This is a genomic window from Nocardiopsis sp. NPDC101807, from assembly GCF_044766605.1.
In the GTDB taxonomy this organism is placed as follows: domain Bacteria; phylum Actinomycetota; class Actinomycetes; order Streptosporangiales; family Streptosporangiaceae; genus Nocardiopsis; species Nocardiopsis tropica.
The window spans coordinates 365,583-378,965 of the sequence record NZ_JBIWMK010000001.1; the positions used below are offsets into that span (position 1 = coordinate 365,583).

The 13,383-nt window shown below is 75.4% G+C and carries 9 protein-coding genes; 2 read left to right on the forward strand and 7 right to left on the reverse strand.

From position 1 onward, the window contains the following. Positions 1 to 176: 176 nt before the first annotated feature. The 4 genes from ACIRPH_RS01665 to ACIRPH_RS01680 form a co-directional block, all read right to left on the reverse strand. Complete coding sequence (locus ACIRPH_RS01665) at positions 177 to 2,195, reverse strand: PhoX family protein (RefSeq protein ID WP_402908059.1); 2,019 nt, start codon at positions 2,193 to 2,195, stop codon at positions 177 to 179. Between the two features lie 502 nt (positions 2,196 to 2,697). Continuing rightward, a complete protein-coding gene (locus ACIRPH_RS01670; RefSeq protein WP_402908061.1) occupies positions 2,698 to 4,059 on the reverse strand; it encodes a GntP family permease in 1,362 nt (453 codons plus the stop codon). Between the two features lie 12 nt (positions 4,060 to 4,071). After that, entirely contained in the window at positions 4,072 to 5,271 is a 1,200-nt protein-coding gene (locus tag ACIRPH_RS01675; protein ID WP_402908063.1) for a glycerate kinase, read from the reverse strand. Positions 5,272 to 5,335: 64 nt separating this feature from the next. Further along, positions 5,336 to 6,436 (reverse strand): CdaR family transcriptional regulator, encoded by a 1,101-nt coding sequence (locus tag ACIRPH_RS01680; protein ID WP_402908065.1) that lies wholly within the window; start codon positions 6,434 to 6,436, stop codon positions 5,336 to 5,338. A 187-nt stretch (positions 6,437 to 6,623) separates the two neighbouring features. Between ACIRPH_RS01680 and ACIRPH_RS01685 the strand changes: the two genes are divergently transcribed. Further along, positions 6,624 to 7,268: a VOC family protein gene (locus tag ACIRPH_RS01685; protein ID WP_402908067.1), complete on the forward strand. Its 645-nt coding sequence runs from the start codon at positions 6,624 to 6,626 to the stop codon at positions 7,266 to 7,268. A 483-nt stretch (positions 7,269 to 7,751) separates the two neighbouring features. On the opposite strand, the gene menD is transcribed toward ACIRPH_RS01685, so the two are convergent. The 3 genes from menD to menB all read right to left on the reverse strand — a co-directional run bounded on the left by menD (position 7,752) and on the right by menB (position 11,463). Further along, positions 7,752 to 9,464: a 2-succinyl-5-enolpyruvyl-6-hydroxy-3-cyclohexene-1-carboxylic-acid synthase gene (gene menD, locus ACIRPH_RS01690; RefSeq protein ID WP_402908069.1), complete on the reverse strand. Its 1,713-nt coding sequence runs from the start codon at positions 9,462 to 9,464 to the stop codon at positions 7,752 to 7,754. A gap of 176 nt (positions 9,465 to 9,640) precedes the next feature. Next, on the reverse strand, positions 9,641 to 10,627 hold the full coding sequence (locus ACIRPH_RS01695) for an o-succinylbenzoate synthase (protein WP_402908071.1): 987 nt from the start codon (positions 10,625 to 10,627) through the stop codon (positions 9,641 to 9,643). Continuing rightward, the gene (gene menB / locus ACIRPH_RS01700; RefSeq protein ID WP_402908073.1) at positions 10,624 to 11,463 is read right to left on the reverse strand and encodes a 1,4-dihydroxy-2-naphthoyl-CoA synthase; all 840 of its coding nucleotides are present in this window, start codon (positions 11,461 to 11,463) and stop codon (positions 10,624 to 10,626) included. Before menB ends, ACIRPH_RS01695 begins: the two co-directional genes overlap by 4 nt. Before the next feature lie 239 nt (positions 11,464 to 11,702). Here menB and ACIRPH_RS01705 point away from each other — a divergent pair, with 239 nt between their 5' ends. Beyond that, entirely contained in the window at positions 11,703 to 12,959 is a 1,257-nt protein-coding gene (locus tag ACIRPH_RS01705; protein ID WP_402908075.1) for an AMP-binding protein, read from the forward strand. Positions 12,960 to 13,383: the final 424 nt, after the last annotated feature.

A 13,383-nucleotide genomic window follows, 5' to 3' on the forward strand; every position in this document is an offset into this window, starting at 1 on the left:
TCACACGCAGGCGGCCCCCGCCCCGCGACGTGTGCGGGGCGGGGGCCGTGGGCGCACCCGGTGCGCTGCGCGCACGCGGCCGCCGGCACGGGCGGCCGCCCGCGGGAGCGACCGGCCCGGCAACCCCCACGACGGAGCCGGGGCCGGCCTCCCGCGCCCTCCCTCCGGGAGGGGGTCTACTTGCCGACGTCGCGCCCGGCGGTGTGCCAGATGCACACCACGGACGGGCGCGGGAAGTCGCCGTCGGGCCAGGTGCTGGTGGGCTCCGCCAGGGTGCCCCCGTCGCCGGGGTGCTGCGGCGCGAGGAACACCGTCTTGTTGTCCTTCGAGATGAGCGGTCCGCAGGCCTCGGCGCCGACCGGAACGGTGGCGAAGGTCCTCAGCTCACCCCGGAAGCGGCCCTCGACGGGGACCACGTGCAGGGCGTCGTTGATGCCCAGCGCCCCGGGCTGGCCGTCCGTGGAGATCCACAGGTTGCCGTCCTTGTCGAAGGTCAGGTTGTCCGGCGCCGAGATCGGCATGACCTTGGACTTGTCGAAGCCCGCGTAGTAGGTGCCGTCGTCCTCGGGGTCGCCGCAGACGATGGGCACGTTCCAGGCGAACTCCGTGGCCCCGGCGTCCGAGCCCGCCTCCACGATCTCCAGGATGTGGCCGTGCTTGTTGGGGCCGCGCGGGTTGGGCTCGTCGGCCTGGCCGGGCTCGCGGGCGGAGTTGTTGGTCAGCGCGCAGTAGACCTTGCCGGTGACGGGGCTCGGCTCGAAGTCCTCGGGCCGGTCCATCTTGGTGGCGCCCACGGCGTCGGCGGCGAGCCGCGTGCGCACCAGGACCTCGGCGACCCCGAACCCGGGCACGAAGCTCTCGGTGTCGGTGCACAGGGCGACCCACTCGCCGCTGCCGTCGAACTCGCCGTCCTCGGGGAGCGCCCCGGAGCCGTCGAACTCCTCGGCCGGGCTGTTGCCGGTCAGCCGGGCCACGTAGAGGGTCCCGGTGTCCAGAAGGGTGAGGTTGTGGCGGCGCGAGCCCTCGACGTACTTCTTCGCGCTCACGAACTTGTACATGTAGTCGAAGCGCTCGTCGTCGCCCATGTACGCGGCCACGCGGCCGTCGTCGGTGATCCGGATGGTGGCGCCCTCGTGCTTGAAGCGGCCGAGCATGGTGCGCTTGAGCGGCTCCGAGCCCGGGTCCAGCGGGTCGATCTCGACGATGTAGCCGAACCGGTTGGCCTCGTTGGGGTGCTTGGCCAGGTCGAAGCGCTCCTCGAACCGGTCCCACCGGCGGCCGGCGGGGCCGGTCCCCATGCCGTACCGGGCGTTGGGGGCGTCGGCGGGGGCGTTGCTGAAGTACTGGTTGAAGTTCTCCTCCGCGCTGAGGAAGGTGCCCCAGGGGGTCATCCCGCCCGCGCAGTTGTTGAGCATGCCCTTGACCAGGGTGCCGTCCGGGTCGTCCTGGGTTCTGAGCAGCTCGTGCCCCGCGGCGGGGCCGGTCAGGCGCATCGGGGTGGAGGCGGTGAGCCGCCGGTTGAAGGCGCGCTCGCCGTCGGCCAGGCGCCACTCGCCGGTGCCGGCGTGCCGCTTCAGCTCCACGATGGACCCGCCGTGGGCGGCCATGGCGATCCTGACGTGCTCCTCGTCCGCGGTCGCGCCGTCCGTGTACCCGGGGAACATCAGTTCCTCGTTGGTGTACTCGTGGTTGACCCACAGCAGGCCGTTGTCGTCGTCGAGCTGGTGGAAGCCCACGTAGTCGCAGTTGTAGCCGAACTGCTGCTCCTGGGCCTCGGCCGTCTGGGCGTCGACGTCGAACTCCGGGGCCCCGGGCACGACGGGGTCGCCCCAGCGGATGATGACGTGCTGGTCGTAGCCCCGGGGGACGGTGACCTTGTCGTCGGTGTTGGGCTGCACGCTCGTGAAGGTCGGCCGGGGCGCGGGGTGGGGGCGGCCGGGCCCGCGGTCGGCGGCCGCGGTGCCCAGGGCGGAGAGGCCGAGGGCGGAGACGCCCGCGCCGACCGCTCCGGCGCGCAGGGCGGTGCGGCGGGAGAGGGCCTTCTGGAAGATGTCGCCGAAGTAGGGGTTGGCGCTGGTGTTGGGGGCGGGGTGGAAGCAGGCGTCGCCACAGCGCAGGGCGCATGTCGCGCGGGAGCGACCGCCCCCTACCTGGCCGAGCAGCGGCAGCGGGCGGCGGGGCGCGGATTCGGGCACACCTTCTCCTTGGGGATCGTCTCTGCTCCCGTGAGCTCCGCCGACGTGCGGGGTCGGGCAGGAGCGCGCGGGTCGTTCTCGTCCGGCGGGCCTCCTGCCGGACGCTCTCGACCTTGGCCGAGGTTCCACTCGCACAGGTGAAACCGAGGTGAACGCCCCTACAACTCCACCACATCCCTGGGTCGGTCACGCTCCACGGTCGTCAGGGCACCCACCGTCGACCTACGCCGCGATCCTCACACGTCGGACACCCTGTGTCCTACCTGCCACGCCCGGTCATCCGCCCGTGTGGGTTCCGGTCGGGACCGGTCCCCTCCCGCCCACCGGGCCCGGGCGTCCCATGGAGCCCACGCGCCCCGCGGGCGGGGTGTGCGCGCCTCCGCGTGGACGCGCGCGGAGGCGGCCGGGGCCGAGGACGCGTCCGCCCCCGCCGGGGTCCCGGCGGGGGCGGAGGCGGCGCGGAGCGCCGGCGGCCGTGCGGGCCGGGACGCGCCGCGGCGGGTCACAGCAGGAAGAGGGCCAGCACCTGGATCGCGGCGAAGGCGGCGACGCCCTCGACGGCGGTCGCCACCGTGAGGGTGCGGTAGGCCGTCGCCACCGGGATGCGGCTGAGCTGGGAGACCACCCAGAAGTAGGAGTCGTTGGCGTGCGAGACCACCATCGCGCCCGCGCCCACGGCGAGCACGGTCAGGACCATGCCCTCGGGGGAGGCGAGCCCGAGCGAGCCGAGCATCGGCGCGATCAGCGCGGAGGTGCTCACGATCGACACGGTCGACGAGCCCTGGGCGGTCTTGAGCGCCGCGGCGATCAGGAACGGCACGGCCAGGCCGATGCCGAGCCCGGCCAGGTTCTCGGACAGGAAGCCGGTCAGCGGGGAGGCCGCCAGCACGGCGCCGAAGGAGGCGCCCGCGCCGGTGATGAGCAGGATCGGGGCGGCGACGCGGATCGACTCGTGCATCTGCTCGTTGAACCGGGCCAGCTTGCCCGAGCCGCGCAGCAGCGTCGCGGCGGCCATGAGGCCGATGATGAGCGCGATGACCGGGGTGCCCAGGAACGTGACGATGTCGAAGGCCGTCCCCTCGCCGATCGGCCGGCCGGGGAGGTTGACCACCGAGGAGGCGCAGATGAGCACCAGCGGCAGCAGGATCGGCAGGAACGCGGCGAAGGCGTTGGGCAGGCGGCCGTAGCTCTCGCGCAGCTCCTCGTAGGTCTGCGTGGAGATGTCGTCGTCGCTCTCGGCGGGCAGCGGCGTGAAGTCGCGGCGGGAGAACAGGGTGGCGTAGGCCAGCCCCGCGAGGGCGGCCACGGCGGCGACCGGCAGGCCCAGGGCGATGAGCGTGCCCAGGTTGTCGGAGATGCCGATGTTCTCGGCGGCGGCGAGGGGGCCCGGGGTCGGCGGCACCAGCGTGTGCGTCGAGTACAGGCCGGTCATCAGCGCGATGGCCGTGGCGAGCGAGGAGACGCCCGTGCGCAGGGTGACCGCCTTGCGCAGGGAGTTGAGGACGACGTAGCCCGAGTCGCAGAACACGGGGATGGAGACGATGTAGCCGATCAGCGTCATCGTCAGGTTCGGGAACCGGGTGCCGATCAGCCGGATCAGCGCCTCGGCCATGGAGATGGCGGCGCCGGAGCGCTCCAGGATCACACCGATCATGGTGCCGAAGAGGATCACCAGGCCGATGTTGCCCAGGGTGCCTCCGAAGGCCGTCGTCACGGTGGTGACGATCTCGCCGAGCGGAAGGCGGAAGGCGAAGGCGCCGAGGATGGCGGCGCCCATGAGCGCGAGGAAGGGGTTGACCTTCCAGCGCGCTGTGGCGAGGACGATGCCCGCCACGAGGACGATGAGGATCAGGAGCGCGGTCACGTGCGGTTTTCCTTAGGGATGTACGGGTCGGGCGAAGCTGTGCGCGAGGAGCCGGCAGCAGTTGTAGGCGGCCCAGGCGATGCCGGGGAGCGCCTCGTCCTGCATCTGTTCCAGGGAGCCGGGGCCCCGCGCGATGGAGAAGGCCGCGGTGATGCCCGAGCGGCGGAGTTCCTCGGCTGAGACCGAGACCCTGCCGGCGATCACCACGACGGGGCGGTCGGCGGGGGTGAGGCGGCGCACCGCGTCGACGACCTTCCCGGCCAGGGACTGGCCGTCGAAGGACCCCTCCCCGGTGAGGACGAGGTCGGCCCGGGAGAGGAGCTCCTCGGCGCCCAGGACGTCGGCGACCATGCGGGACCCGGGGACGACCTCGGCGCCCAGGAGCGCGGTCAGCCCCGCGGGCAGGCCGCCGGCGGCCCCCATCCCGGGGCGGTCGCGGACGTCGGTCCCGGAGGCCTCGGCGAGCACGTCGGCCAGGCGGCGCAGCCCGGCGTCCAGGGTTCGCACGTCCTCGGGGGAGGCGCCCTTCTGCGGGCCGAAGACGGCGGCCGCGCCCTCGTCGCCGAGCAGGGGGTTGGTGACGTCGCAGGCGATGCGCCAGCGCACGCGGCGGGCGCGGGGGTCGAGGCCGTCGAGGTCGACGCGGTCGAGTCCGGTGAGGGCCCCTCCCCCGTCGGGGAGCTCGGAGCCGTCCGCGTCGAGGAAGCGCGCCCCCAGCGCGGCGAGGAGGCCGGTGCCGCCGTCGGTGGTGGCGGAGCCGCCGATGCACAGGAGGATCTCCTCCACGCCCGCGTCCAGCAGCGACGCCACCAGGGGGCCGATGCCCCGGGTGGTCGCGGTCAGCGGCCGGAGGGGGACGTCGGAGACCGCGGGCAGCCCGTTGGCCTCGGCGGCCTCGATGACGCCGGTCAGGTGGTCGGGGGAGAGCCCGTACCTGGCCCGGACGGGCCTGCCGAGGGCGTCGGTGGTGTCCGCGGTCAGCGCGGTCGTGCCCCAGGCGCCGAGCAGGGCGTCGAGGGTGCCCTCGCCGCCGTCGGCGAAGGGCAGGGTCCGGACCTCCACCGGCGTGCCCTGCTCGTCGAAGGCGTCCTGGACGCCCCGGGCCATCGCCGCCGCCACGTCCACCGCCCCGGCACTCCCCTTGAAGGAGTCCGGGATGATGGCGACGCGGAGGGGGGATGCCTCGTCATGTGTGCGAAACGCTGTGGACATGCAGGAGAGCCTAAGCACATCACCGGTGCGTTTCGACGGTGATTCGCCCAGTCTTCCTGGGACTTTATGTGAACCCTGTGTGCGATTCGCCCAGAGCGTCACACGCGTACAGGGCCATCTGGAGCGTGGTCAGATGGTCGGCCCTGCGGATGTCCAGACCGGTCACGGACCGGATCCGCTCCACCCGCTGGAGCAGGGTGTTGCGGTGGACGTACACCGAGTCCGCCGCGGCCTGCATCGAGGTGGTCGAGGCCACCGCCACGACCGTGCGGCGCAGCGCGCCGTTGAGCTCCGCGACCCTTCCCGCCAGGTTCTCCAGGGTGCGCGGGGGCAGGTGGGCGACGGCCACGGCGATCGTCCGCGACCACGGCACGCCGCTCGCCGCGGCGGGGATCAGCCCGGCGTAGCGGCACAGGGCGCGCGCCTCCTCCGCGTGGGCGAGCAGGACGCCGACGTCGTCGGTGGGCGCGGTGGCGGTGTGGCGGCTCTCGGGCGGCAGGCCCGGGGCCCGCGGCGCGGGGGCCGCCCCGGAACCGACCAGCCAGAGGGCCCCGTGCAGGACGGCGGCCCGGTGCCCGGCGTCGGCGTTGATCCGGACCACGGCGGTCTCGGCCAGGCCCGGAGGGGCGGCGGAGCCGTCCGGACGCGGAGCGGCGGCCGCCCACAGGGCCAGCGACCAGGGCGGGGCGAGACCGGCGGCGGCCAGCCTGGCCCGGGCCGCCGCCGGGCGGGCGGTGCCCGAGCTGAGGGCGGCGATGAGGTCGCGGGCCTCGGTGTGGCGCCGGGTGACCGCGTCCTGCTCGTACTCCTGGGCGAGGAGGAGCTGGACGGTCAGGGCGACGACCCGGGCCAGCGGCGCGACCTCGTGCGGATCCCCCGTCACCCCGACCACACCGCGCAGCTCACCGTCCACCACCAGGGGCTCGTTGGCCCCGGGCCGGTCGGAGGTGCCCGGCTCGGGGGCGGTGACGAGCATCCCGCGCCCCTCGGCGATCACCCTCTGGGCGCCCCGGTGGAGGGTGCCGCGCCGGTCGGGGTCCAGGCAGGCGATGATGGTGCCGTGCTCGTCCATCACGTTGATGTTGTGGCTGATCGTCGGGGCGATCAGGTCGACCACGCGCTGGGCGAGGTCGCCGCTCAACGGTGGCCTCGCGTGTTCGGCCATGGCCCACAGGATAGGCGCAGGTGGCAGGGGGGCGGGCCGTGAGGCGCACCCCGGTTCCGCCGGCCGGCGCGGCAGGGGCGGCAGGGGCGTGCCGCTGCGGTACGGGGCCGCTCCCCGGCGCCGTGTGCGGCGCGGTGCCGGGGCCGTTCCCCGGCGCGGTGCCGGGGCCGTGGCCTATCGTCGGGACATGACACAGCACACCCCCCGCCCCGGGGTCCGCAGGGCCGGTCCGGCCGAGTGGCGATGGCTCCTGGGAGCGCTGCGCGCCCGGTTCGAGACCGCCTCGTTCGGAGCGGGGGCCGAGTTCGTCGCCGCCGTGGGACGACTCGCCCAGGAGGCCGACCGGCCGCCCGAGGCCGACCTGCGGGCGGGGCACGTCCAGCTCGCCCTGCGCGGCCGGGACGCCGGCGGCGTGACCGCGCAGGACGTCCGGTTGGCCGAGCGCATCAGCGCGCTCGCGGCCGACCGGGGCCTGTCCGCGCGACCGGAGCGGTTACAGGTACTGGAACTGGCCCTGGACACGCCCGCGTCGGAGGCGGTGCTGCCGTTCTGGTCGGCCGTTCTCGGCGGATGCGGAGCGGACGGCAGCGTGGTCGACCCGGCGGGGGAGCTCCCGCCGCTGTGGTTCCAGGCAACCGGCTCGACCGCACCCGACCGGCAGCGCTTCCACGTCGACGTCAGCGTCCCCCCGGAAGCCGCCGACCGGCGGATCGCCGCGGCGGTCGCCGCGGGCGGGCGCGTCGTCGACGACAGCCGTGCACCGGCCTTCGTCGTGCTGGCCGACCCCGACGGGAACAGGGCCTGCGTCTGCACCGAGCTGGGGCGGGACTGAACCGCGCCGGGCCAGGGGCCCCTCGGCCGGGCCCGGCGCGGTTCAGGCCGAGCGCCCTCCCCACCGGGGCACGACCGCACCGTCACGCACGCGGCGTCACAGCCGCACCGCGCCGGCGCCCGCGAGCGGCCGTGGAGCCGGTCGGCGCCGCCCCGTCCGGCGCACCGTCCCCGGGCGCGGCCGGGGGGTGTGTCCGCGGGTCCGGGCGTGGTGCGGAGTCCGGGCCGACGCCCCCCGGCCCTGCGCCCCGTCCCCGTGCGCACCTCCCGGCACGTGGGGGAGGAAGCGGCCCCGGGCTCCGTGCGGAGTCCGCGGCCGACGCCGCGGCGGGCCGTGCCGGACGGTGCCCGCGAAGGCTCCGGCGGCGCGCCCCTTCCCTCCCGCGGCCCTGGTCGCGCAGGACCCGCGGGACGGGGCCCGGCCCGTGTCACGGTCGCGCCCGCGAGACCGGTGCCGTTCGCGTGCGACGGCTCCGGCGCGCCCTCACAGGGCCGCTTCGACCGCCTCGTCCACCGCCGACTGCAGCCTGCGGCGCAGCGCGGCGCTGTCCGGTCTCTTCGTGCACACCTCGATGACCCGCAGGCCCTCCCCCAGGAGCGCCTTGGGCAGGTCGGTGGCCCACTCCAACCGCGTGTAGGGCAGGTCGGCAACGGCCGCCACACGCTCCATCGACACCCCGTGCGGGGTGCCGAAGACCCGCTCGAAGTCGGGGTGCCCGGCCTGCTCCAGACCGGAGAAGATCCCGCCCCCGTCGTTGTTGACCACCACGACGGCCAGGTCGGGCCGGGGCTCCCCCGGGCCGATGATCAGGCCGTTCTGGTCGTGCAGCAGCGCCAGGTCGCCCAGCAGCGCGTAGGCCTGGCCGCCGTCCGCGCCCTGGTGGGCGAGCGCGGCGCCCACGGCGGTGGACACGGTGCCGTCGATCCCGCTCACGCCCCGGTTGCCGACCAGGCGCACGCCGCAGCGCGCCCGCATCGTGGCGTCCAGGTCGCGGATGGGCATGCTCGACCCGGCGAACAGCAGCGAGCCCGCGGACAGGTGGGAGGCCAGGTCGCGGGCGAGCCTGGGCTCGCTCAGCGCCTCGTCCCCGTCCAGGACCGCGTCCAGCGCGCCGCGCGCGGCGGCCTCGGCGAGCCGCCACCGCTCGGCCCACGCCGTGCGCTGCGGGGAGGACGGGTCCAGACCGGCCGGCGGCGCGACCGCCGCGACCACGTCGGTGGCGGTGCGGGCCGGGTCGGAGAACGCGTTGGCCAGGCTCCCCGCGGGGTCGCCCACCGCTCCGGCGGTCACCGCGACGTGCCGCTCGGCCCTGCGCAGGAACGCCAGGATCTGCCGGGACAGGTTCGGACGCCCCACGCTCACCACCAGTTCCGGGGCCCGCCCGGAGACGAACCGGGGCGAGGCCAGGAGCTGGCGGTAGGTGGAGACGGCGTCCCCCCTGCGCGCGTTGGAGGTGGGCTCGGCCAGGAGCGGCCACCCGGTCAGCTCGGCCAGCGCCAGGAACGGCACCGGATCGTAGTCGCCGTCGCCGCACACGATCACGCCGCGCTCAGCGGCGGGCAGGACGAAGGGCTCGGGAGGGGAGGGCGGTCCGGGGCGGTTGATCCACGGCCGGCGGTCCGGGCGCCCCTCCAGGGGCTCGGGCCACGCGTCGGCGGAGTCGTCGGGGGTCAGGGGGTCGCGGAAGGCCACGTTGAGGTGGACCGGCCCGGGTCTGCCCCCCACCGCCGCCCCCCAGGCGCGGCAGGCCAGGGAGCGCCAGTAGGCGACCATCCCGGGAACCGGGTCGGGGGTGCCCACCTCGGCGAACATGCGCACGGCGCCGCCGTACAGGCCGATCTGGTCCACCGTCTGGTTGGCCCCGGTGCCCCGCAGCTCCGGAGGCCGGTCGGCGGTCAGCACCAGCAGGGGCACCGCGCTCTCGTCGGCCTCCATCACGGCCGGGTGGAGGTTGGCCGCCGCCGTACCGGAGGTGCACACCACCGCCACCGGGCGCCGGGCCGCGCGGGCCAGGCCGAGTGCCAGGAACGAGGCGGAGCGCTCGTCGACGCGCACGTGGACGCGGATCTCGGGGTGGGCGACGAGGGCCAGGGCGAGCGGCGTCGAGCGCGACCCCGGTGCGACCACGGCCTCGACCAGGCCGCCTCGGGCCAGCTCGTCGACGAGGACCCGCGCCAGGGCGGTAGACGGATTCATCAACTCTCTCGATCGTCTCAAGGTGTACCAAGTATCGCCGCGTGGACTCGTCCCCTCCAGTCAACCCCCACCCCGGGCGGAGGTCGAACGAATCCCGCTGTTGTTCCCGGCACATCCGCGCCGGGCGCGCCGGCGCCCGACGCGTCGGCGCCCGCGGCCCCGGCGCCGGTCCGGGGCTAGCCGGTTCCGGAGACCCCGTCCGCCGCGGCGCGGGCCGCACCGGCCCGGGCACGCCACCCGGCGGGGTCCACCTCCACCGCGCGCAGGCTCTCCTCGTCCACCTCCACCGGCCGGACCGGCAGGAACCCGTCCAGGGGCAGCAGCGGGTCCGCGGTGACGTCGGCGGTGAGCATCTGCCCGGTGGCGAGCCCGCACGCGTGGGGCAGGTCCGGCAGCGCGGCGGCCAGGGCCACCCCGGCCGCGAGACCGACGGAGGTCTCCACGGCGCTGGAGACCACCACGGGCAGCCCGCACGCCTCGGCCACCCGCAGCGCGGCCCGCACCCCGCCCAGGGGCTGGACCTTGAGGACCACGATGTCGGCCGCACCGGCGGCCCTGACCCTGAGGGGGTCCTCGGCCCGGCGGATCGACTCGTCGGCGGCCACCGGGACGTCGACCCGGCGGCGCACCTCGGCCAGCTCCTCCAGGGTCGCACACGGCTGTTCGACGTACTCCAGGCCGAACCGGTCCAGGGCCCGGACCATGCGCACCGCGGTGTCCACGTCCCAGCCGCCGTTGGCGTCCACGCGCACCTTCCCGGAGGGGCCGAGGGCGTCGCGGACGGCCTCGACGCGGGCCAGGTCCTGCGCCGGGTCCTGCCCCCTCTCCGCGACCTTCACCTTGGCGGTCGCGCAACCGCCCGCGGCGACGATCGCGTGGGCCCGCTCCGGGCCCAGCGCGGGAACCGTCACGTTGACCGGCACCCGGTCGCGGACCGGTTCAGGCCAGCCGAGGAAGGCTGCCTCGTGGCAGGCCACCCACCAGCGGGAGGACTCGCGCGGACCGTACTCGGCGAAGGGCGAGAACTCGCCCCAGCCGGCGGGCCCGCGCACGAGCATCCCCTCCCGGACGGTGACGCCGCGGAAGCGGTCGCGCAGGCCGACCGCGAAGGCGCGCCCCCCGGCGGGGGCGCCCTCCGGGCCGGACCCGACGGAGGACGTCACGGGCGGCGCGGGAACTTGTCGAACTCCGGACGCCGCTTCTCCTTGAACGCGTCCCGGCCCTCCTGGGCCTCCTCGCTCATGTAGTAGAGCATGGTGGCGTCACCGGCGAACTGCTGCATCCCGGCGGCGCCGTCGCTGACCGCGTTGATGGCGCCCTTGAGCATGCGCAGCGCCAGGGGGGACTTCTCCAGGAGCTCGCGCGCCCAGGCGACGGTCTCCTTCTCCAGGTCCTCCAGCGGGACCACGGTGTTGACCATGCCCATGTCCAGGGCCTCCTGCGCGCTGTACTGGCGGCACAGGTACCAGATCTCGCGGGCCTTCTTCAGGCCGACGGTCTCGGCGAGCAGCCAGGACCCGTAGCCGCCGTCGAACGAGCCGACCTTGGGTCCGGTCTGGCCGAACTTGGCGTTGTCGGCGGCGATGGTCAGGTCGCAGCAGACCTGGAGGACGTTGCCGCCCCCGATGGACCAGCCCGCGACCATGCAGATGACGGGCTTGGGCAGGCGGCGGATCTGCACCTGCAGGTCGAGGACGTTGAGCCGGCCGATGCCCTGCCGGGCCACGGCGTCGTCGCCGATGTACCCGTCGTCGCCGCGGATCTTCTGGTCGCCGCCGGAGCAGAACGCCTGGTCGCCGGCGCCGGTGAAGATGATCACGCCGACCCCGGAGTCGTCGCGGGCGACGTTGAACGCCTGCTGGAGCTCGAACAGGGTCTGGGGCCGGAAGGCGTTGTGCCGCTCCGGGCGGTTGATCGTGATCTTGGCGATGCCCTCCGCGGTCTCGTAGATGATGTCGGAATACTCGCCCGACCGCTGCCAGTCGATCACGCTGCTCACGGCTACTACTTCTCCTCACGGGGACACTGGGGACGACGCGGACGCGCCTTCGTCGGCCGCGTCCAAGCGTCAACCCTACGCATTCTGCCAGGCGAGCCGGGACGAACAGGCACGCACCCGGCCGCCCGGCTCCCCGGTGCGCCCCGGGTCCGGGCCGCCGCCCGGGACGCGGGGCCCTCGGGCCGGGGTTCGCGGAGCCCGCGGACGCGCTGGCGGCGGACGGGCGTACCCTGGCGGGCGTGGCACGCGAGAATCAGGTCGACACCCAGGTCAAGGTCCCCCCGTCCGAGGGGGGCCGCCCCCTCCAGGCCGTCCTCGGGCTGGAGCCGGAGCGGTTCGGGGACCTGCTCGCCCGCGCCCTGGACGGCGGGGGCCCCGCCCTGCTGCCCGTCCCCGCGGGCACCCCCGACGCGCGGGTGCGCGACCTGCTCGCCGCGATGCGGCCCTCCTCCGTGCGCGGCCCGGACGGCGTGACCTCTCTCGGGGGCTCCGCCCCGGCGGGCGCCGACACCGCCCTGGTCGTCACCACGTCGGGCTCCACCGGAGACCCCAAGGGGGTGGAGCTGTCCGCGGAGGCGCTGCGCTCCTCCGCCCTCGCCTCGGTCGCGCGGATCGGCGCCGTCCCGGGCGACCCGTGGCTGTGCGTGCTGCCCGCCGGGCACATCTCCGGCATCCAGGTGATGACGCGCGCCCTGGTGACGGGGGCCCGGGCGGTGCACGCCCCCTTCGACGTGGACACGGTGCGGGAGGCGGCCGAGCGGCTGCGACCGCACGTGTCCCTGGTCCCCACGCAGCTGCGGCGGCTCATGGCCGCCGGGGTGGACCCGTCCCTGTTCGGGTCGGTCCTGCTCGGCGGGGCCGCCGCCGAACCCGCGCTGGTCGGTGCGGCCCGCGCGGCGGGCGCGCGGGTGGCGACCACCTACGGCATGAGCGAGACCTGCGGCGGGTGCGTCTACGACGGCGTCCCCCTCGACGGCGTCCGGGTGCGGATCGACTCCGAGGCCCCCGGCGGGCCCGGGCGGATCCTGCTGTCGGGGCCGGTGCTCCTGAGCGGGTACCGGCTGGCCCCGGGCGGCCCCGCCGACCCGGGGGCGCTCACCGCCGACGGCGACGGGCGGCTCTGGCTGCGCACCAACGACCTGGGCCGCCTGGACGCGGAGGGACGCCTGGCCGTGCTGGGCCGTATGGACGAGGTCGTCAACACCGGCGGCCACAAGGTGGTGCCCGGCCAGGTCAACGCCCTGCTGATGGAGCACCCGGCGGTGGCCGAGTCGGTGGTCGTGGGCCGCCCCGACCCGGAGTGGGGCGAGCGGGTGAGCGCGGTCGTGGTGCCCGCCGACCCGGACGCGCCCCCGACGCTGGAGCAGCTGCGCGCGTGGGTGCGCGAGCGCCTGCCCTCCTACGCTGCGCCGCGGGAGCTGGACCTGCGCGGGTCCCTGCCGATGCTGGCCTCGGGCAAGCCGGACCTGGTGGCGCTGCGGGGCGCCGCCACCTAAGACCGGGGCGCCGGCCGGGTGCCGCCCCGCCCGGCCGTTACCGCCGCACTCCGCACGCGTGGGACCCTGGGCCCGCCGGGTACCGCGCTCCACCCCGCGGAGAGGGGCGCTGACCTGGGGGTCGTCGGCTCCGTCCGCCGACGGCGCCGCCACGGCCGACGACAGCCGGGCCCGGACGGCGGGGAACTTCCCGGAGATCCCCCGCGTCTACCTGAGTATCCGGTCCCTTCGGCCCCTCTCCCAAGGAGGTCCGCAGTTGGCCCCAGCCATCGGTCCACCCGTTCGTGTCCCTGCGCCCTCCTCCAGGCCCGGCCGGGCAACCGGGCCGGAGCGCGGCCGCACCCGAGCGGGCTCCTTTACCCGCTCGCGTACACGCTTCGCCACTCTCCGACCAGTGATCTGCACCACTCTCGACGATATCCAA

What these genes read in the sequence shown, in the direction of transcription:
- ACIRPH_RS01680 (WP_402908065.1), bottom strand. Translation starts at nt 6,436, where the DNA reads ATGGCCGAACACGCGAGGCCACCGTTGAGCGGCGACCTCGCCCAGCGC.
- ACIRPH_RS01685 (WP_402908067.1), top strand. Translation starts at nt 6,624, where the DNA reads ATGACACAGCACACCCCCCGCCCCGGGGTCCGCAGGGCCGGTCCGGCC.
- ACIRPH_RS01675 (WP_402908063.1), bottom strand. Translation starts at nt 5,271, where the DNA reads ATGTCCACAGCGTTTCGCACACATGACGAGGCATCCCCCCTCCGCGTC.
- menD (WP_402908069.1), bottom strand. Translation starts at nt 9,464, where the DNA reads ATGAATCCGTCTACCGCCCTGGCGCGGGTCCTCGTCGACGAGCTGGCC.